Source organism: Sphingobacterium shayense, assembly GCF_013179575.1.
In the GTDB taxonomy this organism is placed as follows: domain Bacteria; phylum Bacteroidota; class Bacteroidia; order Sphingobacteriales; family Sphingobacteriaceae; genus Sphingobacterium; species Sphingobacterium shayense.
Map to the genome: position 1 here is coordinate 1 of NZ_JABMCQ010000054.1, position 23,780 is coordinate 23,780.

At 41.8% G+C, this 23,780-nt stretch carries 17 protein-coding genes and 1 pseudogene; 6 read left to right on the forward strand and 12 right to left on the reverse strand.

All coding sequences use genetic code 11. From position 1 onward, the window contains the following. From HP439_RS08465 to HP439_RS08505, 9 genes and pseudogenes are all read right to left on the reverse strand, one after another. Positions 1 to 517, reverse strand: a pseudogene (locus HP439_RS08465) (LamG-like jellyroll fold domain-containing protein); the annotation flags it as partial. A gap of 40 nt (positions 518 to 557) precedes the next feature. After that, a complete protein-coding gene (locus HP439_RS08470) occupies positions 558 to 2,177 on the reverse strand; it encodes a DUF5008 domain-containing protein (protein ID WP_172389907.1) in 1,620 nt (539 codons plus the stop codon). 5 nt (positions 2,178 to 2,182) lie between these two features. Then, positions 2,183 to 2,926, reverse strand: coding sequence for a fasciclin domain-containing protein (locus HP439_RS08475; RefSeq protein WP_172389908.1), 744 nt, complete (start codon positions 2,924 to 2,926; stop codon positions 2,183 to 2,185). 20 nt (positions 2,927 to 2,946) lie between these two features. Then, positions 2,947 to 4,467, reverse strand: coding sequence for a RagB/SusD family nutrient uptake outer membrane protein (locus HP439_RS08480; RefSeq protein WP_172389909.1), 1,521 nt, complete (start codon positions 4,465 to 4,467; stop codon positions 2,947 to 2,949). Positions 4,468 to 4,480: 13 nt separating this feature from the next. Next, positions 4,481 to 7,648, reverse strand: a complete 3,168-nt coding sequence (locus tag HP439_RS08485) for a SusC/RagA family TonB-linked outer membrane protein (RefSeq protein ID WP_172389910.1) — start codon at positions 7,646 to 7,648, stop codon at positions 4,481 to 4,483. A 21-nt stretch (positions 7,649 to 7,669) separates the two neighbouring features. Beyond that, complete coding sequence (locus HP439_RS08490) at positions 7,670 to 8,707, reverse strand: DUF5007 domain-containing protein (protein WP_172389911.1); 1,038 nt, start codon at positions 8,705 to 8,707, stop codon at positions 7,670 to 7,672. A 1-nt stretch (position 8,708) separates the two neighbouring features. After that, positions 8,709 to 9,377, reverse strand: coding sequence for a hypothetical protein (locus tag HP439_RS08495; protein ID WP_172389912.1), 669 nt, complete (start codon positions 9,375 to 9,377; stop codon positions 8,709 to 8,711). Between the two features lie 21 nt (positions 9,378 to 9,398). Beyond that, entirely contained in the window at positions 9,399 to 10,916 is a 1,518-nt protein-coding gene (locus tag HP439_RS08500) for a RagB/SusD family nutrient uptake outer membrane protein (RefSeq protein WP_172389913.1), read from the reverse strand. A gap of 19 nt (positions 10,917 to 10,935) precedes the next feature. Further along, positions 10,936 to 13,917 (reverse strand): SusC/RagA family TonB-linked outer membrane protein, encoded by a 2,982-nt coding sequence (locus HP439_RS08505; protein WP_172389914.1) that lies wholly within the window; start codon positions 13,915 to 13,917, stop codon positions 10,936 to 10,938. A 1,018-nt stretch (positions 13,918 to 14,935) separates the two neighbouring features. Here HP439_RS08505 and HP439_RS08510 point away from each other — a divergent pair. From HP439_RS08510 to HP439_RS08520, 3 genes are all read left to right on the forward strand, one after another. After that, the gene (locus HP439_RS08510; protein ID WP_172389915.1) at positions 14,936 to 15,400 is read left to right on the forward strand and encodes an OsmC family protein; all 465 of its coding nucleotides are present in this window, start codon (positions 14,936 to 14,938) and stop codon (positions 15,398 to 15,400) included. 173 nt (positions 15,401 to 15,573) lie between these two features. Beyond that, on the forward strand, positions 15,574 to 16,677 hold the full coding sequence (locus HP439_RS08515) for a helix-turn-helix domain-containing protein (protein WP_172389916.1): 1,104 nt from the start codon (positions 15,574 to 15,576) through the stop codon (positions 16,675 to 16,677). Positions 16,678 to 16,887: 210 nt separating this feature from the next. Continuing rightward, positions 16,888 to 17,271 (forward strand): hypothetical protein, encoded by a 384-nt coding sequence (locus HP439_RS08520; RefSeq protein ID WP_172389917.1) that lies wholly within the window; start codon positions 16,888 to 16,890, stop codon positions 17,269 to 17,271. Positions 17,272 to 17,698: 427 nt separating this feature from the next. On the opposite strand, the gene HP439_RS08525 is transcribed toward HP439_RS08520, so the two are convergent. Continuing rightward, complete coding sequence (locus HP439_RS08525; RefSeq protein WP_172389918.1) at positions 17,699 to 17,884, reverse strand: CsbD family protein; 186 nt, start codon at positions 17,882 to 17,884, stop codon at positions 17,699 to 17,701. A gap of 202 nt (positions 17,885 to 18,086) precedes the next feature. Here HP439_RS08525 and HP439_RS08530 point away from each other — a divergent pair, with 202 nt between their 5' ends. Both HP439_RS08530 and HP439_RS19405 read left to right on the forward strand, forming a co-directional pair. Continuing rightward, positions 18,087 to 19,805, forward strand: coding sequence for an FAD-dependent oxidoreductase (locus tag HP439_RS08530; RefSeq protein ID WP_172389919.1), 1,719 nt, complete (start codon positions 18,087 to 18,089; stop codon positions 19,803 to 19,805). A 45-nt stretch (positions 19,806 to 19,850) separates the two neighbouring features. Then, entirely contained in the window at positions 19,851 to 20,282 is a 432-nt protein-coding gene (locus tag HP439_RS19405) for a PD-(D/E)XK nuclease family transposase (RefSeq protein WP_343043524.1), read from the forward strand. Between the two features lie 125 nt (positions 20,283 to 20,407). Here HP439_RS19405 and HP439_RS08540 read toward each other — a convergent pair whose 3' ends face one another. Next, complete coding sequence (locus HP439_RS08540) at positions 20,408 to 21,784, reverse strand: TlpA family protein disulfide reductase (protein WP_172389920.1); 1,377 nt, start codon at positions 21,782 to 21,784, stop codon at positions 20,408 to 20,410. Between the two features lie 693 nt (positions 21,785 to 22,477). After that, complete coding sequence (locus HP439_RS08545) at positions 22,478 to 22,666, reverse strand: hypothetical protein (RefSeq protein WP_172389921.1); 189 nt, start codon at positions 22,664 to 22,666, stop codon at positions 22,478 to 22,480. A gap of 509 nt (positions 22,667 to 23,175) precedes the next feature. Between HP439_RS08545 and HP439_RS08550 the strand changes: the two genes are divergently transcribed. Next, a partial coding sequence (locus tag HP439_RS08550; protein WP_172389922.1) for a Gfo/Idh/MocA family protein occupies positions 23,176 to 23,780 on the forward strand: 605 nt, incomplete at its 3' end.

Below are 23,780 nucleotides of genomic sequence, written 5' to 3' on the forward strand. Positions count from 1 at the left end.
CCCCGAGCGCCGCCGAGAGCGTCGCCGCATCATCACCGGAGGAGCTCTCTTTTATGTCGGCATCGGTAGCTAATTGCAAGAGTTCTTCAGAGGACGTAAAAGCCGCTGTAGTCAACTCTTTGGTAGACTCCTTCATACGCGTGAAGAGACTTGGATAATTCAAAAGGTCTGCCGTCGACAAATCTGTACCGGTTACCTTATGCTTTGCTGGCTCTACACCTGTGAGTAAGTTCGCCCATCCTATCTGCGTAGTTAACGTCGTTTTTGCGGTATCAGCAAGCGAACCGTAGGTGAAAACAGCATTGCGGCGGAGACTACGAATGGTAGCTGGCTCGAATTCCTGTACTGCTTTTCCTCGTAAACCATCCACAGCGATAAAAAGTACCTTAGCTTTACCACCGTCTGCAGGAATATCTGCCGTATATTCTTTAAGAAGATTCGGCATATCTTTATTACACCCGGTTAGCACCAACATGGTGCAGACCATCCATAGCACTCCCCTATTATGCTTTGTCATTTTCTTTCTTTTATGCGTTTGTTTCATAATTTCTGAAAGCTTAATCTTTGATTTCCAACTTAACCATTTGCCTCACGCTTTTCCCTTCCACCGAGTAAATGCTGCCTCCCAAAAGGACCGCTGGATTACCTAGTGAAGATGTTGTCTCGACTACTTTATTTATCGTACCCAAAAACAAACCTATATTATTATATTTCTGTTCTGCCGCGCCATCTGGGTTGAGAATCAAGAGTCCCGAACGCGTGATACCGTCGTACGACTCTAACGAATTATCAACGAGTATCTTCCCGTTATTCATGATATACGCGTAACTTATGTAACCTTCGCCGTGCGGCCGCACCTTGAATCCCGGATCAATATTCCCTTGTTTATCCAGTACTACAATTCCCGGTGCACTTACGCCGTTAAAAGAGGTGAAACTACCGGTAACCACCATTTTTCCAACTTTAGAGTTATATTCGACACTGCTAACATTATCGTTTGGACCAGTACCAATATTGAACGTATTATCGATGCTACCATCGGTATTCAGACGCACCAGATAGCGAGCAGGTTTCCCGTTAAACGAGGTAAACATACCGCCTAATAATAGCTTTTCATCCTCCTGCATACTCGCTGCTAGGATCGTTCCATTTGCCCCAGTATTGTCCTTCATATAGGCAGAATCAAGTGATCCATCAGTTGTCATGCGCATTACGTGTCGAACCGGTATATATATCGTGCGGCGTGATTCTCTGGTCGAGTAATTATAGTCAATACGTTTGTGGTAAAGGAAGGAGCCTACTGCAATTAGTTTGTCTTGGGCCACTGGGAATAGCTTGATAATATTTCCGGTAGCGAAGTTACCTCCGCCGATACCTCCACTAGTTCCCCCATTGAAGGCGGGGACGGTATCCAAAGCATTTTCAGGTCTATCTGGGGTAGGGTTTAACAACTCAACTACCATGGTATCCAATTGACCGTTGGCCAAAAGCCGAGTAATATAATCCGTTTCACGATTATTAAAACTCGAAAAGGTCCCACCAATGAAGTAATTATTTCCTCCTCTAACAATTGTGTTAATAACACCTTCGGCACCTCTTTGAAAATTAAACGAATTATCAGATTCCCCTAAACTGTTTACGAAATGGATGCTATTTCGATAAACGGATTCACTCGCTTCATTTTCGAAATCCGTGAACATTCCTGTCGCAATGTGGCCTCCCGATTGTGCAATAATATCCGTTACCGGTCCGTTGAATCCATTCGCGAGATCGTAGTTTTCATCTACAGATACATTCCCTTCAACATACACGATGGGGCCACGAAAAAACTGCCCGGATATTTTAACGACGGCTTCTCCCGAACTCGCAAGAGCAGGCATCATCACCTGTACAGTTGAGTCGGTTGTTTCAAGAATGTCGACTTTATTGTTATTGATGAAAAATTCAAATTTTCCTTCTTGAGCTTTCAGGCCCTTGATATGGAACGTTACCGGATTACCCGGTTCAGTTATCTCTGGATAAGGATAGGATTTAGTAAAGGCGATACCCAGTGGGTCACGCCCTCCAGCATAAGGATCTTCGGCAAGTTTTGTATCCTTGTCACAAGATGTAAAAAGGGATGAAATTACGAAAATCCCTATGACTAGTCCCGAAATATGTAAAAGTAATCTATTCATAATGGTTAATCGTTTGGATAGGTAATGCCACGTGCAACAGCAAGTTGTATAAAATCGATTGTGTTAAATCCAAAAGCATGTTTGGAAAACTGTAAAACATGTACAGATCCGTTAATGGGTTGTATATCGGATGTAGCAACAGGAGCCGTGGTCAAACCATGAATACTAAATCCTCCGTACGCGTTCAAATACAGTTGCCTATATCCAGCATAGCGTATAATTTGCTCAACGCCATCTGAATTTTTTGTCCGAATGTCGTTATAGAGCACGCCTACGTTCATCTCCTCCCCATCATAGCTGTAGTACCCTTGTCCTGGAAATGCTTGCATACTCAACGTATCAATTTGTGGAAAATCTTTCAACAGCGATTTCCCTTTCATCACGTACATGCTAAGAAAATGGCGCCATACCGATGGATCCACTTGCTCAGGGCTAGTTACTGTATCCTGACCAGAAATGTAGAGGTATTGGTTCAGCTCATTTACTGTCTTACGAATAGAAGTGTTTGGTGGCGCGAAAAAGGTGATCTCTTCGGTCCGCAATGTATTCTCAAAATCCGCAAGTTTTACAATCGTTGTTAAAGTATCAAATAGGTCGGGACGTGACTCTAAAAAGTCCATCACTGTACCGTCGAAGTTCACTTCGTGCACCCCACCGTCTTGGTAGTAGTCTTTTCCGCAGGACACTAATAACGAGAACGTCATAGCTAATCCTACAATATATGTCCAATATCTCATTGTTATATTCATAACTTGTCTATCTTAATTTATTATTGAGTCCAAAATGTATTTAAGGTCATGAACGGATTATTATTCAACGCATCAGGATGAATCGGCCAGGTCCAACCTTTGGAATTAAAGGCTACCACATTCATTGGCGCCGAAGTATAATCGGAGTTAATCACCTTTTTTGTTCGTACCAAGTCATAAAACCAATGCCCTTCTCCCATAAGCTCGCGTGTTCGCTCCCACCAGATAAAGTCTTTAAGTTCTTCCCCTGCTTCATTTACTGCCGGAACCGCTTCCGCCCGTGAACGAACAACATTCACCACCTCCCTAGCTTCTTCATCGCGACCAAGTTCTGCTAAAGCCTCCGCACGCATTAAGATAGGGTCAACATAACGAAACACAATATGGTTATCGTCTGGGTTGAAATCTTCACCTTCCTCCATAAATACGTTCACGAACTTCAACATCTGCATCATGCCATCTGTCGCATAAATGTATTCATCAAACCATACGGTTTTACGTTGGTCGGCTTCGCCACGAGGATAGAGCTTTTCCATAAATTTGGTGTCATAATACAAGTATGATCGCGTTGTAACCTTGTTAGGGTAACGAAGAACGTAATCGGAAAAGGGCGCCGAAAGGTGGAATGTCTCTCCAAAATTTAAGTTCTGAACGATCTCGAAAAGGCCTTCCTTGGTTCTGCCTTTGAAGATTTCTTTGGTCCGTGTTAGTGGCAAAAGTTCATAAGCCCCCCCATTTTCATCCATGATTTCCTTACCTAAATCTGCGGTAGTTTGATAATATGGTGTGGGATCTTCCTCTGTAAATCCGGCCACCCACATATTCATATGCATCATAAGGGCTATTGCCGACCCTCGCATCGCTTTCACGGCAACGACAGAGGGGTCGTCGTAGGTCCATGGAAGATTTTTGTAGTGCTCCTGCATATCGGCAATACAGCTTTTTAGAACGGTCAACATATCTGTTCTCGGTAATGGATCGCTGTGATATGCTTCCGTGTAATAAGGCACATCACTGTACAGGCGTACCATAAAGAAATACGCTAGATTACGCAAAAACACTGCCTCTGCCGTATAAGTGGCTTTTTCTGCATCAGAAAGAATCCCGTCCTCCATGCGGTCAATCTCAAACACAGCAATATTCGCTGCCTGAACCATCTTAAAAAAGCTATTCCATCTGGTTAGCTTGTCAAATCCAAAGTAAGTAAATGCTGTACTATTAATAGCGGCGTTCAAGTTATTGTCTTGGACATAGCTAATATAATCTCGACCAGAACCGCTCGTTGCTGAGGTGCGGTTTATCGGAGCGCAGCGCATATCACCCGTTGCTGGGAAAAATATCTGCTGCATGGTCGCCTCTCGAAACGTCGCGTAAATGCTATTTATGTTCTGCTGTACATCGGCTTCCCGTTTCCAGTAGTTGTTCCCCGAAAGATCTTCGACGGGTGTTAAGTTTAAAAAATCTTTACCGCAAGAGCTTACGCTAAGGGCGATCCCTGTTAGGGCTATATATAGTACTTTTTTTATTATATGTCTTTTCATCGTGTAACCTCCTTTAAAATTGTACATTCAATCCAATCGTATAACTCCGCCTGTTCGGGTATCCGTTCGAGGAGTCACGTCCCATTCCCGTGACAAGCTCCGGATCGGGACCAGAGTACCGCGAGAACGTGAAAATATTGTTTGCTGTCAGATATAGTCGTAGTGATGATACACCCAGGCGTCTTACGAAACCTTCTCTGTCGAAGTTATATGCTAGCGTCGCTGTCTGAAACTTCACATAAGAACCATCTTCCATGAACAAGGTCTGGTCGTAGCGGTACGGATTGAAGCTGCCGTTTATACGTGTGAAATCAAATGGATTCGGGTAGTAAGCATCGTCGCCTAGCATGCGCCACACATCGTAATCATCTAATGGCACCAGTGCTCCTGGGTTCTTCGCGTCCGCATCTCCTTTAGCGTTGTCAGGATCCGCATAATTCCGGAAGCGATCCGCTAGAGCGTTGTTCAATATGTCGCGCTTTATGCTAAATACAAACTGTGTATTCAACGACCATTCTTTGTATTTCAAGAACCCACCAAAACCGCCAGTGAAACGTGGCAAGGAATTTCCCACGAAAACAAAATCATTCTCATCCAGAATATAATCTCCATTAATATCCGTCCAGATCGGATCTCCGGCACGGAAGAAAGCGCCCTCGTTTGTCGCCTTTCCTGCACGGTATCGAAGTCCCGTGGCCGGATTTACTGGCACATCAGCATCTGATTTGTACACGCCGTTGTAATGCAAAAGGACGTTGGTTCTCGAATTCATCCCTAAACGGAACAACGTTGCTAGATTGGTCACGTTTGGATCCACCTCAATAAATTGACGAACATCATCAGGAAGTGCGGTGATATAGTCATTGTTGATTGAACCGTTTGCATTAACCGAGAAGTCCCAGTCCGGATTATCAAACTTGTGCCTATAATTTACGATAAATTCGTGCCCCATATTGACCATGGCCGTTTCATTCGTCATTACCTTACCAAAGGCATTATGATTGGCAATATCTTTGGTACGTAATTGCTGATCGGTCTGTTTATAGTAGTTCTCATACGTGAACGATAAGCGGCTATCAAAAAATCCCAGTTCAATCGCACCACTAAGCTGCGTCGTTTTAACTGGCATTAATCCAATGTTCGGAATAATATTCATGTTCAGCTCCGTAGAAGGGGTGTTATTATACGTCCCCCCAGATGTATATCGGCCGTAGACGTCATATATACTCGCCCCTGGGGAAATATTCTGCCCCCAGCTACCGCGAATCCATCCATGAGAGAGCCAGGTAAGATTTTGCATAAACGATTCACTTTGGAAGTTCCAGCGTAAACCTACCGATGGATTATATGACCAAGGATTAATATTTCCCGTCGCCGAGGAGCCGTCAATTCGGTAAGTGAACTCAGCGATATAACGGGAATCATAGTTGTAGTTAAATGCGCCGGAATAGCTTAGTAGCCTACTGTTCTCAATGTTATTTAAAGTCCCGCCTTTGCTATCGCGGGTGTTATAACCCAGTCCCGCTGTGATCTGATCGTTGGGAGTACCCTCAAGCTGCATGCTCTCCGCACGGAAAGCACCAAATTCAACTTCCGTAAATCCATAGGCTAGGATATTATGCTTATCGGCAAAGGTTTTCGTATACGACAACATTGTACGGTTATATAATTTGTTGCGGCGATCGTTATACGAAAAAATCTGTGAGCTGTTAGCATTTAACGCTCCTGGCAAAAATCGATCTTTGGTCGCAAAATTATAGGTATAGTTCAATGTCGAGGTTGCTGTCAGCCCCATTATCGGTTGATACTGAACTTCAACCTGATTAACGATATTCGCGGTCTTGTTGTCATCATCTACTGTTAGCGCTGCCAGAGCGGCATTGGATGAAGATGAGAAAGATGGCGCGGGCAGCAGCGAAGACGTGTTTGCGGCAGTCCCCACCCCTGATTGGCTAAATGCGTTCCCCGATCCAGTTGAATTTTTACCGAGTGAAGAATTAACATAACCAGATAGCATGAACTTTTCCGAAGGGCGGTACTGCATATTCATCTGCACGGTATAGCGCGTGAACCCTGTGTTTTGGATGATACCTTTCTCCTGATAGAACCCTCCGTTCAGTTTATAGTTAAACTTTTGGTTACCACCGGAGACGTTAACATTCTGTGAATGGTTGATTGTATTTCTGTAAAAAAGATCCTGCCAATTCGTGGAATTGTTGTAATAAGCATTCAGCGAATCCGCTAACAACGGAGTATCATTGATACGCTTCATGGCTGCCACATAGGTTGAATCGTAGCCCAATATCTGCGCTACACGCAAACGCCGTTCAGCAGCTCCTCCCACCACATCACGCAGTGAAGGCACGGTATTAAAGAACATTTGCGAGGTGTATTGTACGATAGGTACAGCGGAATTACCCCGCTTTGTTGTTACCAAGATCACACCATAGGCGCCCCTGGAACCGTAAAGTGCAGTTGCCTGCGCATCTTTTAGAACGACGATATTCTCGATATCTTCAGGTGGAATCAGTGATATTGGGCTAATACCCGGTGCAGAGGATTCAAAGCCATATTCGTATCCCGAATTGTCATCTACTGGAACCCCATCGATTACAAATAAGGGTGATGTTGGAGTAAGAAAAGCGTTGTCACCTGAACCGACCACGTTCACATTTGAAACACCACGGATTGCCATCGATCCACGCATACCGGGTGTTCCGTTATTCAGCTGGATATTAAGCCCCGCAACTTTACCCTGCAGAAGATCCGTAAAACTTGCCGCTGGCACATCTTGGATTTCTTTCCCCGATATCACTACCGCTGAACCCGTAAGACTTTCCTTTTTTCGCGCTTGGTATCCGACGACAACCGCCTCTTCAAGGACCTGATCAGAGCTTGTTAGCGTCACCGTATAGGTGCTCTTCGACTTCTGGATTGTTAGACGTTCTTCTTTATACCCCAAACCCTTTAAAAGAAGTACTGCCCCTGGAGCGACAGAAACCGTAAACTCTCCGTTCGCATCGGTCGCTGTAAGGGGCTTACCTGTCTTTTGCAGAAAGATTGTAACGCTCGGTAAGGGACCATTCTTATCGCGCACTACCCCTGAAATGTTTTGCTGCGCCAACGCAAGCTGGCTTACCAATAACAATAGTGCCGTAAATGCTATATATATTCTATTCATAATTTCGTTCTTATAAATTGGTTAGTCTTGATCAGCAAACATCGGCGTCTCCCCGGCAAAGCGTATCTGGATTTCCCAATGTCCTTCTTGAAATATCCCGAAGTTCAATCCAATTTCCGATTCCTGACGAAAACCGCCATATCCGATCCGTGCATATCTAAATACAACATTTGCACGCTGCCCGTCAGACGTCGTGTAACGTGTAGGTTTGGTAATCAAAGGCATCGGATAGGCTACTTTATAGACCATCTTATTATCCTTGAGCTCGCGGTCGAAACCGTGTATTAAATGATCCCAGTTCGTTTCGTTAAATAGCATCGGGTCGATGGGATTATTTAAAGAGTCTACAAAAGAAAAGCTAAGGGTGTTTCCGGGAGTTTCGTTCTCCTCATCCCTATTGAAATATATTCGTACGTTGGAGATAGGATTCTGCTTCCCGTATAGATTTAGGGTGTAGCTCGGGTATACGTAAGAGTTTAGCGCTACCCCGGTAACTGGATTATAGATTGATGGTGCATAGGGCATTTCTTTGTACGGCTTCAAACGCATGTTACGAATAAACCGACGTCCCCCTAAATTCTCCACCTGTACATCGAACAGATAGCCAGAGTCCGGAAGGGTTTTCACGATACTGGCGTTACCGCTATCCCAAAAAGTAATATTACCATTGTTCCTACCGATTTCCAGCGTCGGCCGGTATTCGATTTTACGCTTTTGATCAATTTGTTCAAGTGACGTTTCAAGTCCTGTGTATTCCTGCGTCCACACCTTCACGGGATACCTCTCTAACAATTCAGTTGCTTCTTCCCCGTTATAACGGCGAGCATTGACAATTGAATAATGCAATGGTTGAGAAGTGTTAGACCCTACTGTTGTTATGTTTTCATAAACAGTCTTCACACCCAGGATAGGCGTAAATTCTTTTATCGCATAGTTTACTTCATCGCCCAGTGAATCTCTATTATCTGGCAAGTATTTTTTACAGCTTACGCTGCCTGCCACAAGAGCTAGTAGTAAAATACCCTTGTAAACAGTTTGTATTATGGCTAGTCTTCTCATGTTATTGGGAAAATTTCGTGGTTAGTTTATTAAAGCCGAAGTCGTGTCCTGTGCTCAAGATGTGCAATACACCATTACTAGTATACAGATTCACCGAGGCCGTATTTATAGTCTTCCAGTAACGCTGGAAAATAGAGTTGTTCACATCGCTAAGCATTAGTTGCTGTTGTCCCCCTTGAACAAACCCAGACGCATCAGTCTCCTTGAACAGCATATTCATGTCGTACCCATAGCGCATGCTTGCGACGGTTTGGCCCTCTTTGAAGCTAAACAGAGATTCGGTATCGTAAAGCCCCGAAAACGCATAGCGGCATGTCAATGAATCCAAATCGGACTTGCTCAAATCTTCAAGGTATAATGGCTTTCTTCCTGAAAGCTCTCTTGCAGTATTCATTGCATCAATTGCAATCTGAAAACTACGGTTCGTGACAGCAAAAAGGGTAATTTCTTTACCGCTGTCGTTTAGCGAATCGCGAAGTTCTGGCAACCGGTCCAATACCAAAACCAAAGAGTCAAATGTACCCGGCTGGGATTCTAAGTATTCTAATATCGTCCCATCGAAGCTTTGCGTTATGTTAACATAGTCAGCGTAGTACTGATCCCCTTTTGTGCAACTAAAGAAAAAACTTACGCTGCTCAATAGAAATAATAGGATATATATTTTTTTCATATTATTAGGTTCTTTTATTCGTTATTTCCAATAACTGTTTTGCTCGAGTTGACTATTATTATTCAATACCTGCTGAGCTATCGGCCAGTAAATCCCATCCATTTTTATAAGATCAACTAGCTGAGGATCTACTGGACGGATACGATTGAAACGGACTTGGTCGAACCAGCGCCACCCCTCTCCCATCAATTCTCTCCGACGTTCTTGAAAGATTGCGGTAAGTAAATCTTCACTTGACCGGGAGGTATAAGCGTTAGTTTTACGTAGGGTCTTTACGACGTTTAATAGCCGGGTTGCTTCGGCCTCTTGGTTCAGGACAGCTAAAATTTCAGCCCGCAAAAGCGTCATTTCTTCTAGACGTGTGAAGATCAAGGAAGAACCGAACACAGTGTAAGCCGTTTCGGAGTTAGCGCCATCGCGAATCACTTTTATTTTAGAAAAAATCGGCGTTTCTCCACTAAAATTGGTAAAGTAATTAGTCCGTGTAAGCCCAGATAACGTATCAATCCCAAAACGACTATCATTAGGCTCCGGGAACAATGAGGTTATGATCTCTTTTGGAACATAAATTGACGGATTCTTCTTATTCACCAATGGTTCAGCGAGCGTCAGGTCCTCGATATGCCCCGTGGAAGTCGCTTCTGAATAGACATATGGCGCGCGTAATGCGAGAATTTGTCCAAAAACGGATTGTACAGAAAAAAGTCCGTTACTGTTTGTCAGGGTGCCTATCGACGCGTAATCTAGACCAATCTTTCCATAATTTTCCATGACAAATTTCGAGTATACATCGGCCTGCATGTATCTCTCCTGCCATACAGCAATATGCGAAAGAACGGCATATGCTGTCACTTTATTAAAAAGCACACCGTGCCATTCGGAAAAATTTTCGTCATAATAGGAATCTGAAGACAGTCCGTACACATAGGGAAGATCTTCTGCAGCCGCCAGTAACTCCTGCTCCGCGAACGCCAATACAGTTTCTTTCGAGTTACGTGGTCTTTCTAAAAATTCGCCGTCATCAAACGATTTACGGAGTAAGGGCAAATCTCCCCATATACGGCTCATGTAGAAATACGTAAATGCTCGGATTGTCCTAGCTTGCGCGATATCCCATTTTAAGTTTACCTCCGTATAGCGTTTATCTTTTTCATGTACCTCTGGTGCACGCTCAATGAACAACGAAGCTGCATTAATGACTGCATAAAAGCGTCTCCAATCGGTAAGCGTTTGCAGCAATGGGTAGGAAGCCTTCAAATCGTGCGAATGCACTGCGTCTAAGTCTGCGCGCGTATAAGACACAAAATCTCCCGAACGCATCTCACCAAAAACCCAGTGACCATTGGATTCATACATCGCAGCGCGCAGTAAGCCGTACATCCCGATCAGTCCGGCCTTAGTGTCTGAAATACTTGTCCATTGTAGCTCTTCACTCGCTACGTCTGCCGCCTTTACGTCTAGCTGCTTATCGCAAGAATACTGCACCAGCGATAGCGCTGTAAGGGCAAGCACACAGGTAATTTTTATATATCTTTTCATTTTACTTGCTTTAAAAATATTAGAGATCCAGTTTAAGGCCTAAGGTGTATGTTGGCGCCAACGGTAGTCCGTAGCCCGTATAGTATCCATTAAACTCTGTTAGCTCTGGATCACCTCCAGAAAATCCTGTCCATGTATGCAGATTAGTCCCCGAAATATATAAATAGGCTCTGCGGACCGTCTTGGCGATGCTTTTAACACTCTCCAACTGGGAAAAATCGTATCCGAGACTTAATGCACGTAGTTTAACAAATGAGGCATCTTCTAAGAAAATATCTTGTTGCACACGGTAAGGAACTACACTGCTCCATGGGTTATAAACCGGGTACTTGCTGATATCGATATCTTGCTGCCAGTGGAATATTTCCCGGACGGACTGAATTGTGTTGTTCGACTCATTATTCACGAAGTCATAACGTGTTGCTGCACGGCTATTCAAAAGTTTGTGGCCTGCCGCAAAATAAAACTGGAAAGTCAAGTCAAAACCTTTATAGCTGAGCTGGTTGTTCCATCCGCCAAATACCTTTGGAGTAGCTTGACCAGTCATCACCTTGTCGTTGTCATCAACATTATTATCACCGTTGTTATCACTCCAACGAGGGTCGCCGGCATTAAGGTAAACTCCTTCAAAAGCTAAACGACGGCCATCCTGTTCGGGAATTTCGGTAATATCGTTGTAGATACCCTGATTTTCATATAACCAAAATTGATCGATAGGGCTCCCCACTCTGAGCTTTCTATCGCCAACCACAAGTTCATTTAAACCATCTGGAAGTCCTGTTAACTCGTTGCTATTCGCCGTCAGATTGATTGAGGTTTTCCACTGGAAAGCATTCTTTTCTGGGTTAAACAAAACTCCTCCAAGGGTAGCTTCTACCCCACGATTGCGAACACTCATCCCGTTCAAATGCTGCCCCACGTACCCGTATTCGCTTGGTACAGGAATCGTCGTGATTTGATTTTTATCTTCTTTATTATATAGTGATACATTTGCAAATAGCCGCTCATTAAACCAGGATGATTCGACGCCTAAGTTCAGTTGATCCGAATATGGCCATTGGATATCGTAACCTATCCAGCCTGTATTATAGGGACGTGATATACCAGCGAACCCGTTATAAGAGACAAGTCCTGGTTCCGTACTCCAGCCCATGTTCGATGCATATTGTGGTCCCGTTGCGTAACGGGCCCCTGATACGGGCCGCATGATACGTGCAGCACCAAGACGAACCTGCAAGCCAGAAAGTGCGTCATTATCGGAAAATAAATGGTTTTTAGCATTCCACTTGAGAGTCACTGCTGGAGAGAATGCCCATCGGTCGTTCCGCTGTACGGTCGAGCTGCCGTCTAAACGCCCTAGTAGTTCCGCAGTAAATAGATTCTGGATAGTGTAGGCGCCTTTCAGGTAAAACGACTGCATTCTGAATTCATCTTTATTGTTCCAGCGATAGACTTTGAGCCCTCCCTGAGGTAACAGGTAATCATCTTCATTACTCTTGCCATTCACCACATTTATTTTCACAAAATCGTTCGGACCATCGTAGGCTTTGGCATAATTGAAGCGGTAGAGATCCATAATATATTCAGATCCTAAATGAAAGTCCAACGATTGCTTGTCGTCAAGATCGTATGTATAATGTAGGTTATTGGAAAAATTAAGTCGCTGGGTATAACCAAAATAGTTAGAGACAAAGTTGCTGTTCTCCATCAATGTTGATGGCCAAAATACATCGCGTAGTCCCTCTGTGTAATCTATTGCTAACTTCGAGCTATAGGACAAACCTTCCATAATTTTAAACCGGAAATCCAAATACCCTTGAATATTGTTCGTGACATTGTCATTCAGGGCAGCGTCAAACTGAGCCAGGTACTGCCCGTAAGCTGCTTTATTGGGGGAAAGTGGTGTAGAAAGGTCGGGTAGATACGCCGTCTCGGCAAACTGGTCCCTTAATGAGTTATTTCTTTTGCGCTCTGAGCGGTTCGCATTTACGAAAGCAGATACGGTGAACCACTCAAAAGGCACCATGTTCACGCTAAATAGCGCGTTGTAAGTTTTGAAATGGGTGTCATCTGCCACCCCTTGATTGTTTTTATGTCCTCCATAGAAACTGAAATTCGCACGCTCAGAGCCTCCCGTCAAACTAACATCTACCGAATAAAGTGCTGCATTTTTGTAGTATAAGTCCTGCCAGTTAGAAGCACCATAATAGTTCGAATTTGTCGAATCTGCTAGATATCCCGGATATCTTAACTTTGCCTCGTCGTCGCCATATAACGCATAAAAAGGCTGACGAAACATATTTTCATACTCCGCATTTATGGGTGTAATCGAAGGTTTTTGAGAGAAACCGTAATAACTATTGATTGAAAGTTGTCTTTCGCCAGCCTTTCCACTATGGGTAACAATCCAAATCGCTCCATTTGCCGCTAATGGGCCGAGCTCGGCGAGTTTCAAAGGGTCCGAGATCACCTCGATCGATTTGATCGCATTCATATCGATGCGTGTCATCAAATCCGTTTCGGTACCAATTTTCCTGAAGTTATACCGCTGGATGTTGTATGCAAAATTGCTTTCTTGTGCCAAAGGAATACCATTCACATATATTGTTGGCTGAACCGCGTTTAAATCTTTGTTAGAAAAGACAGGCGAAGATAATCCGCGCCAAACAATATTTTTTAAACTACCCGGTTCCCCGGAGTTCTCCTGCACATAAAGACCGGAGGCATAACCCTTAACATACTGTGCTACGCTATTGTATGGGTTTAATTGCATCACCTGTACATCAACGGAATCGGAAACGTTTTTACGTTCTACCAAGGTGGATACTCTGCGCTGCAAGGAATCTGAAATCTGGATTTCATCGTCTTCAGTAGTATCCTGCTGTTGGAATACGATAAATTTACGGGCGTTGTCGTATCCTGCAACTGGCCTGGCAATAAGACAGGATATCGGAATAAAAATAACCGAAAGACAAATAAGACTGGTTAATTTTCTTATCATAATATTCATATAATCGCATTGGTTAGGATGCGAACTTTAAGTTTTTGATTAGTAAATCAGGTACTGTTTGGTAATATTGTTGTTAGTATTGGATCAATAATAGAAAAAACAAGTCCTAAAAAAAATTTTACGTAAAACGAAAACGTTTGCGTAAACTACGCAATCGATTGTGTATAGGAGGTTGTGTATTATGTTTTACTTAACTAGTGTCAATTAATTTTAGTTCTTGGAGGTCAGTAAAGGTTAAACATTGGTTTACCCTCTTTATAGGATTAGATTACACGGATTTTAAGTGAATCTAAACTTGAGCGGTTTTGTTAATAAAGTACTCCTAGCGCCGCTAAACAACAACTTAACGAACTATGTAATCTTAAAAAAAAACCTCGAATGGCCTTCGATAAAAATAAAATCATATGATTGCTTCGCATAGTGGGTCTATTCTTGGGAGCCTCGGACCTAAGCTGAGATTGTCAAATTATGCGGCCATTTGCAGGTTTTAAGTTTTAACCTGCAAGAAAGTTGGGTTAGAGGAACCTATTTTGCTTAGCTGGCTTCTTCTACACAACGACAACGACATAAGCTCACTTTTATCTTATATTCTGAAAAGTTGTTCGCATGGGGAACTGTTCGTTGTAATGTCCCACGAGGTACGGAAAAATTGTCTTTGAAATTTATTTAAAAAAAAGAAGATAAATAGTTATGGCCAAATATAAAACCATATATCTGGCCATAACTTACTTTCTCAGCAACAATATTATACCATTTTTCGTGATCGAAAAGCAAAATCGCATCTTACTGGATAAGAGACTCGTAATATTGCGCAGCTCAAAAGGGCGGTTATTCGATCTTCCTGTTCAATCAGGAATGCATTTTATATTAGGCAAAATGGTCCCAAACTCTTTATGCTTAAATTGCAATTCATGCATTTGGCAATAAACCGCATTCAATCAAAAGAGGAGCTATATGTAAAAGCTAAAATTCTAAAGAATAATCTATTTGAAATCATTAATTTTAAAAAATGGCATTTAAACACACATTTACTGCACAACTCGAATGGCTTGCGGAGCGGACATCTACTACAGATAGATCATATCCAAAAACCCACCATATTTCCATCCAAGGAAAACAGAGCATCGAAGTTTCCGCAGCGAAAGCTTTTAAGGGGAACCCAAGTCTTTATAACCCCGAAGATCTCCTTCTAAGCAGCTTAATGTCGTGCCATATGATGTCTTATCTTTATGTTTGTAGCCAACATGATATTGAGGTTTTATCATACAACGACAAGGCACAAGCGTTTCTTGAAACCCATAGCGATGGTAGTGGCAAGATCGTCGAGGTACGATTGTCGCCTAGCGTGGTTATCTCTGACCCCTCTAAAATAACGCTAGCACTCTCTCTACATACACAAGCAAACAAACTTTGCTTTATCGCAAACTCCTGCAACTTCGATGTTCATCACGAACCAACCTGCGCCTCAAAATAGAGAGCACTATGGCGGCATTTGTATTTGGACTCGATAACGAAGCAAATATCTGAGTGCCGATGTCATAGCCATTTCCCTTGGTGTACCACATAATTGGACATACGTTAGCAATACAGGCGTCCAGTAAACTTTCTTTTTTTTTCTATATTTGACCTCAGGCTAACTTAGTATACATGGACTTAAACGAAATTATTCCTGTATTGATCGTTGGTGGTTTATTTCTTCTTTCGTTTCTTAAACTCAGTAACGTCACCAAAGTAAACCGCCGAGCAAATATATTTTTTGGCATATTTACGCTTCTCTGGTCGTCTTTCTGGTTAGACGAAATGATTATACCCAGAAATATTGAAAATCACAGCTACATCTATATTGTTCTCCATCTCTTACAATTTTTTGTTGCCACTACATTTTATTTTAGTGTTAAAATATACGCCGATCCAGAATACCGTTTTAAGCCTATCTCGATTTTCTATTTTATCGTCCCACTAATTTTTCTGGGATTCTTAATTGCTGAGCCCATATTAAATCCACAGTATTTCCATTTCTTTTATACCGTGTTATTTTTGGGGCACTCTCTGTTCTATACCGTACTTGCCTACGCGAGAATACTAAAACATCAAAAAGATATCGAACAATTTCATTCGAGCACTGAAGACATCGACCTTCGCTGGATCAAATACATTATTTATTCCTTTATCAGCTCCTCAATAATAATTACGATCTACAGTATTTTTACCTCTGCGGTAGCATTGAACATCTATATCAACCTGTTCTTTTTAGCTGTAGTATATCTGGTTTCTTTTTATTCACTAAGGCAAAAAGAAATCTACCCTCGTGAAGCATTTGTTGAACCGTTAGAAAGCTCTGGTATAGAGGAGCCGGTCGATCATATGCAAAAAGAGGAAAAGTCGCAGCTATTTTCCTCTGAGGAGTTAGCTCTTTTAAAACTGCAGCTTTCGGACCTTATGGAAAACCAAGCCCCTTACCTAGATAGCGAACTAAACTTGATTAAGCTTGCGCACACGATGAACATCACAGCGCATCAATTGTCATATCTGATCAACACGGGGTTTGGCACTAATTTTTTCAACTTCATTAATGGTTATAGAGTGTCTAAAGCTAGGGAGTTGTTAACTAGCGATCAACATGATCACCTTAATATGCTCGTCATCGGATACCAGTCAGGATTTAATTCCAAAACTTCTTTTAATACGACCTTTAAAAAAATGACCAACATGACGCCTTCAGAATATAGAAAAGAGAAATCTATGCGCTAGATACGAGGAAATTATCCTTTGATTTCTTATGGTTGTTGTTCCGCATTATAAACCCGAACACATAAATACCTGATGACATGCGAATTACCGAGACATAAATGAGTTGTTCCGATTCATAAACTGGGGCGTACTGACAAGCCATCAGATGTAATTTTACATTTATAAGTCCGCCTTTGAATAGGTGATTATATGGAAACTAAAATTACAGCGATGAAAACAGTATGTTTTAAAGGATCTATTCCAGTCAAAGCAAATCTTCAAGACGTTTGGCCGGTACTGATAAACCAAGAATTTATCTCCCGTTGGGAGAAGGGTCATGACACATTCAAAGAACTTCATTTGTTACCCAACACGAATGCGGTGATCCACTGGGATATCGAAAACGATGTAGATTATAAATATAATATCACATGTGAACAACAGCATATAAGACTGACTCTGCAGATTGACCGTGCGTGTCGGATGTGCAAATCAAAGTCGCCTGCATTTAATCCTCAAGATTATATTTCAACCGTGTTACCTCGCATAAAGGAAATTTGTGAAAAAAAAGAACGATCAAAGGCGTTCACCCCGCGCTCTACCCAATTGGTATGATCTCTTAAAAAGACAAGTTTACCCCCATGATGGCAACGACGGTATCTTCGGTTACGTTCATTCGTCCCTTACACGTTCATTTATGCATTATCGTTATCAAGCTCAGCGAAGACTATTCCACGATCACCCCTTACGAAGTAAGTTGGATAAATATTTTTAAATGATTATATTTATAGTACTAATTATTTATCTTAATATGGAACTAGCAATTATTGGTACCTCTGAAATACTAATACTCGTCATCCCAGTACTTATTATTCTTTTTATTTATTATCTCATTTTTACAATGAAAAAGAAAAGTAAAAACAGAATATAACCGGCGGAGTACTAGACGGGTTGACTAGTAAAAAGGAGCAAGTTCTATTAAACCTACTCCTTTTCACATTAACACGCCAAATAATTTCAGCATGTGTCGAACAAAAAAAGTCTACATTTCGTTAAGCCAACTATTGACCTCGTCTTTAGTTTTTCCTGTTTTCTTTTGTAGTCTTCCTAAAAGTTCATCTTCTTTTCCTTCTGCATAAAGCAAATCGTCGTCGGTGAAGTCAGCATACTGCTGTTTGATTTTCCCTTTTATTTCATTCCAACGACCTTTCCATGTTGTTTCATTCATGACATTTCCTTTTGTTAGTTCTGGTACTAGAACCGACAAGGGACCAAAATGGTTTCTAAAAACGCTACTAAAAAATAAAAAAAGTGGTAGACCCTTTAAATGATTTAGCGCTGATCTCATTTCTTTTACAAATTCACTATATTAGAACAACTGTTGAATTGTTAATTAAGATACCCTAAATTCAACGATTGACTCAATTTTTATGAATAGAAGGAACTTTTTACACCTTGCCGCTTTAACAAGCGCTGGCAGCGTGTCTCTGCCTTTCACCTCCACCCACGCAATAGGAAGAGAATCTGCTAACATGAGAAGCGCTGCAGCTAGGGAACTGAACACGGAAGTATGCATTCTGGGCGCGGGGCTCGGTGGTTTAGCAACCGCCCTGGCGGTCTGTAGAAATGGCATGCGGGCGATTCTCACCGAGCAGACCAATTGGATTGGCGGGCAGATTACGCAACAGGGTGTGCCCCCCGACGAACATCAATGGATTGAGACCCACGGTGCCCCGGCCTCCTACCGCCAGTACCGAAATCGGGTCCGCGCGTATTATAAAAACAACTATCCTTTAACCGAAAGTGCCAAAGCGAGGTCCAATCTTAATCCAGGGAATGGCTCGGTATCCAAAATCTGTCATGAGCCGCAAGTAGGTATTGCTGTGTTGACCGAGATGTTACTACCGTACCTGAGTAGTGGGCAACTAACGTTACTTCTGGAATTTAAAGCACGTAAAGCAGACACCGCGGCCGATCAGGTAAAAAATGTAGAAGTAGCTTCCATGGATGGCTCTCAGGTTTATGACATCCAAGCAAAGTACTTCGTCGACGCAACGGAATGTGGCGACCTCTTACCGCTAACAGGCACAGAATACGTGACAGGAACGGAGTCCAAAAAGGATACGGGTGAGCTTCACGCACCGCCGGTCCCCCGTCCTCAAAATAATCAAGCCTTCACGCTTTGCTTTGCTATGGACTACCAAGAGGGGATCGACAATACAATCGATAAACCCAGTACCTTTGAGAAATGGAAAAAATATGTTCCAAAACTAACACCGAATTGGTCCGGACCCCTCCTAGACCTTTCTTATTCTAACCCAAGAGATCTTAAGCCCAAAGAGCTCGGCTTTGATCCAAGAGGCAATCATCTACCGGGCCGCTTGAATCTATGGAACTACCGGCGACTGATCCATAAGGATAATTTTAGGCCAGGCTTCTATCAAAGTGATATTACGATCGTCAATTGGCCCCAGAATGACTATATGCTCGGCAATCTAATTGATGTTTCGGATAAGGAATTCGATGCCACGGTAAATAATGCAAGAGAGCTAAATCGCAGTTTCTTCTACTGGCTACAAACTCAAGTACCCCGAGCTGACGGAGGGCAAGGCTGGAAAGGTTTACGTCTTCGGGGGGATGTCCTAGGTACCCACGATGGTATGGCTAAGTATCCTTACATTCGTGAAGCACGCCGCATTAAGGCTGAATTCACTGTTTTAGAGGAGCATGTAGGAGCACAAAATAGAATTCTTGTCGCAGGAGAGAAGGAGGGCCAGAGGGCAGCAAGCTTTAAAGATGCTGTTGGCGTAGGCTATTATCATATCGATTTGCATCCCAGTAATGAGGGAGATAACTACATTGACTTTGCTTCCTTACCATTTCAAATACCCTTAGGAGCCCTTATCCCGCAGCGAATGAACAATCTCTTCCCTGCAAATAAAAATATCGGGACAACGCACATCACTAACGGTTGTTACCGCCTACATCCTGTAGAGTGGAGCATAGGGGAAGCGGTTGGATTACTTTTAGTTTTTGCCGAGCGAAATCAAACGACTCCTCGCCAAATCCGTAATGACCAGCGAAAACTCGTCGATTTTCAATCTTTTATCCAGAAGCAAGGAATCGAGATAGTCTGGAACGGTATATGATCTTTCTTTGGAGAATCACCTATATGATAAACTGGGGAAAAGATAATTTCGCTCCCAATTTTTAATAACGGCTCTGAAGAATTAAAGACAGTGATGGATCAGTGGTTGTACCTACCTAAACGCCTGATCATCATGAACAGATTGGCAACTTTTTTGGATAAAAGGATATTTGATGTTATCTTTAAAGCAGAAGAGATAGGTAAATTATCAGATGAGGAACTAATGTCATACGAAGCAAGTTTAAAATATAAGCGCGATACCGAGAGCGTTTTCAATTCGGTTCGAAAGTCTGGTCTTGCGGAGGGCTTGGCAGAAGGTCTTGCGGAGGGCTTGGCAGAAGGTCGTGCGGAAGGCTTGGCAGAAGGAAAGCGCAAAGCAACAATTGCCATTGCGTTAAAATTGAAGAAAATGGGGCATCCTATAGCCGACATCGCTAAGAGCACAGATCTTTCTGCAGAAGAGCTTGAAACGCTCTAAGTAGAAGCCTATATAGTGAACCACACATTTTCAGAATGCAGAAATCGCTAGCATAAACGTAATATTATCTCCACGATGCACTGGTTGCCCTTGCAATCTGACCGTTTATAGATTAAGCGATTCCATCACTGGGTGCTACCAATTAATTCTAACAGATCATTATAAACATACCTTGGTTGTTTTGCACTTTTTTCTACAAGATCCCCCTGTTTGTCGATGATAGCGTAATGAGGAATGCCCATAATGTTAAATAGTTTATTTGCTTCTTCGACCATCTCGTCGGTCAATAGGTAGTGTTCGCCATCAATTGTTATTTCCTGTTGTGCGGTTAACCAATTAACCTTAGAATCTTTATACCCTAAATACAAAAACACGATATCTTTATCTTTAAGCCTATTCTTAAGTTGAGCTGCATTCGGCATTTCCAATCTGCATGGGCCGCACCAACTTGCCCAAAAATCTATATAAATTACTTTGCCTTTATATTTATTGAAGATATCCGCTAAAGATAGACTTTGATCTATCACTACCTTTTCCAAAATATGTCCGGATGCTATGTATTCCGCTCTCTGATCAGCTTCCATCTTGATTAAATACCGCTCATTGACGTTTTTATTAAATAACGAAAGGGCTTTTTGATAGGTGCTATCATCTGATTTATGAAGGTTATACATCAATTTCGTAAATTTAACCTCTTCCGTTTTCCCACTTAACAATTGAGATCGGTCCATAAATTCTATCAACTTCGCTATATTTAAGGGGAATTTACCGCCATTATATTTGTAATGAATATAATGCTCCACTAAATTATTATAGGCAACAATATTCATAGCGGCGTAATCATCGTTAAAACCTTCTGAAAATAACATCTCGTTAACTTCAGGATCATCCCTGACGCCATCACTTACGTATTCAACCAACGTCCGTTCATACGGAAAATACTTGTAAAGCGTAATCAGCCATTTATAATATTCGGGATCAAAATCATTGTTTCTTTTATACGTTTCTAATAGCCCTTTTATTTTTTCAACTCCTTCTTTCTTGGCTTGTAAATAGTCCTTAATACCAAGTTTCCTTAGATCGCGGTAATATTCCCTAGATAATTTACTGTAATATTCTTTCCGAATGAAGATGTCATAATTTACGTATTCGCTGTTCGGGCCACTCGCGGACATAACCAATTCTCCTCCCTTGAAGTCCAAATTTATGATAATATCTTTTTGGGGAGACAAATGAATAATGGATGTTTGGCTACCCAACTCCACGATCCATTCACTTATCCGTCTAACCGGCAGCACAATACTAAAGCTTCCGTCTGATCCAATTGTTGTTTCATGGCGTTTTAAAAGCATCTCCCTTGTGATGGCATCAAAACCATTATGATAAAATGTCAAAACAGAATCCTTACTGTTCTTCACGACGCCTTTTATAACCACCTGTTCAGCAACAGCCTGCAAACAGAAACAAAAAAATAGGGTAATAGAAAATAAAACACTTTTCATAATTCACATCGGCTAATAATTGACACTTATGAATACCAAATTAGGAAATACTTTAAACTTACTTAGTTATAAATGAAATAGTTAACAATATTTAACTGTTATCAGAAACGTTATCACCATGCAAACATCTGCTACTATTAACTTATAAGGACATGTACAACCTAGTCTAGGCATAATTTGAGGTCCGTGAATGTCCTTAGCATTTACTTTAATGCCGACATTTTAGCTCCTTTACTTGGTGTTATTATTAATACGTTTAGTTGTTAAAAATCAAAAGTCGTATGAGTCGAAGTTTCCTGAAACAATCCCCGATGTTTCTTCTACGGGTGAACCATAAAAAGTTGCTTTAAAAAATTTCATCCTATCACTATTTGCGATAAATAGTTGTGCGACAATTAGTGGTGTTGGCCATTTTTTAATACCATTCACCAAAAAAACGGTGAGCGCCTGGTTGATCCAATCAAAGGAGGATTGGTAGAAGATACCGGCAAAACCAAGGCCGGTGTTAACCGCAAACCAAATATGCCGTTCGCACTCTTACGAGCCATCATGAAAGATTCACTTTTCTAAAGACGACTTATCCATTACAATGATCAACGGAGTGGATCATCAACTAAGACGCGGAGCAGCAACACTAACTAACGTTTTCAATCCAGAAATTGGAAACAATGAAGAAAAGATAACGTAGCGAGACTATGAAGAAACGTCAGTGTCCAGATCCTTTAAAATAGCAACGATTAATTCGTCTTCGAGGGAAATTCTTCGAAGAATAGTTTGAATCTTCAATGAATCCTTCAATTGAACCGCCTTTTCATATTCTTCAAACAGCCCTGCAGCTATTAATTTTTCGTTGATGTTTGATTTTAGATCATCGTTGTTCATGATCAAATATAGTAATTCGTTTAATCATTCTATAACAAACAATTATATTACCTCTTAAATCCGATTGCTACCTTAAATCAGTTGCGGTTCCTTCGGGCGCGGCTAATCTTTCCATCGAGGGGTACTATTGGAGATTTTTAAAGTAAGGGAAACTTGTAACCAAAGAATTACGAAAAATATTTCCCGCTCAAGGATAACAGAGTATAACGATAAAAGCTTATTAAAACTGGCCATGATCGATTACCAACATAACTTCAATCATGCCCCAGCAAACTATACCATTCAAGGAAATGGGCCGAACGACAATTTTTATTCCTAAAGACCGGAAAATGGAGTATTAATTTTGTATATTTAAAGTACTGATAAGCACTGGGTTCCTCGATAAATGTCATTTGAACACCTTTAACGAGTCAGCCTACTAACCAAAAGAGTCTGAGAATAGCACCTTAAACATTAGCGCATCACTTTATTACGCTAGTACAATTATAAATTTTAAACAACTACTTACTATGGTAAATGACAAATTTGAAAATTCACGAAGAGACTTCATCAAGAAAGCTTCTTTGGGCGTAGGCGTCCTCGGGCTATCGGCAATGGGAGTTAATGCGAAGAGCTACAGCCGAATTATGGGCGCGAATGACCGCGTGCAGGTCGGCATCGTTGGCTTCTCCAATCGCTTTAGAGATACGCTGCTCCCTTCGTTTATGAATCATTCAAAAGAACTCAATTTTGAATTCGTTGGTGTCTCTGACATATGGAATCGCCGCCGTGATGAGGCGGAGGCTTATGTAAAAGAAAAAACGGGGAATACGATTAAAAAATACCGTAATAACGATGAATTACATGCTGCAAAAGGTATCGACGCCGTTATAATCAGTACTGCAGATTTTCAACACGCGCTAATGGCCGCAGAAGCCGTGCGTAATGGCAAAGATGTATATGTGGAAAAGCCGATGGCCGAAACGCTGGAAGATGCGAAGATATTGCTAAAGGCGGTTCAAGAGACAGGAAAGATACTACAGGTGGGATCTCAGCGTAGAAGTGCTCCTAATTACATCGCTGCTAACGAATATATTAGATCGGGTAAGTTTGGTGATATAAATATGGTGGAAAT

Bases quoted from the DNA above. Each gene is read 5' to 3' on its own strand.
- HP439_RS08470 (WP_172389907.1), bottom strand. From the start codon at position 2,177: ATGAATAGATTACTTTTACATATTTCGGGACTAGTCATAGGGATTTTC.
- HP439_RS08475 (WP_172389908.1), bottom strand. From the start codon at position 2,926: ATGAATATAACAATGAGATATTGGACATATATTGTAGGATTAGCTATG.
- HP439_RS08480 (WP_172389909.1), bottom strand. From the start codon at position 4,467: ATGAAAAGACATATAATAAAAAAAGTACTATATATAGCCCTAACAGGG.
- HP439_RS08485 (WP_172389910.1), bottom strand. From the start codon at position 7,648: ATGAATAGAATATATATAGCATTTACGGCACTATTGTTATTGGTAAGC.
- HP439_RS08490 (WP_172389911.1), bottom strand. From the start codon at position 8,707: ATGAGAAGACTAGCCATAATACAAACTGTTTACAAGGGTATTTTACTA.
- HP439_RS08495 (WP_172389912.1), bottom strand. From the start codon at position 9,377: ATGAAAAAAATATATATCCTATTATTTCTATTGAGCAGCGTAAGTTTT.
- HP439_RS08500 (WP_172389913.1), bottom strand. From the start codon at position 10,916: ATGAAAAGATATATAAAAATTACCTGTGTGCTTGCCCTTACAGCGCTA.
- HP439_RS08505 (WP_172389914.1), bottom strand. From the start codon at position 13,917: ATGATAAGAAAATTAACCAGTCTTATTTGTCTTTCGGTTATTTTTATT.
- HP439_RS08510 (WP_172389915.1), top strand. From the start codon at position 14,936: ATGGCATTTAAACACACATTTACTGCACAACTCGAATGGCTTGCGGAG.
- HP439_RS08515 (WP_172389916.1), top strand. From the start codon at position 15,574: ATGGACTTAAACGAAATTATTCCTGTATTGATCGTTGGTGGTTTATTT.
- HP439_RS08520 (WP_172389917.1), top strand. From the start codon at position 16,888: ATGAAAACAGTATGTTTTAAAGGATCTATTCCAGTCAAAGCAAATCTT.
- HP439_RS08525 (WP_172389918.1), bottom strand. From the start codon at position 17,884: ATGAATGAAACAACATGGAAAGGTCGTTGGAATGAAATAAAAGGGAAA.
- HP439_RS08530 (WP_172389919.1), top strand. From the start codon at position 18,087: ATGAATAGAAGGAACTTTTTACACCTTGCCGCTTTAACAAGCGCTGGC.
- HP439_RS08540 (WP_172389920.1), bottom strand. From the start codon at position 21,784: ATGAAAAGTGTTTTATTTTCTATTACCCTATTTTTTTGTTTCTGTTTG.
- HP439_RS08545 (WP_172389921.1), bottom strand. From the start codon at position 22,666: ATGAACAACGATGATCTAAAATCAAACATCAACGAAAAATTAATAGCT.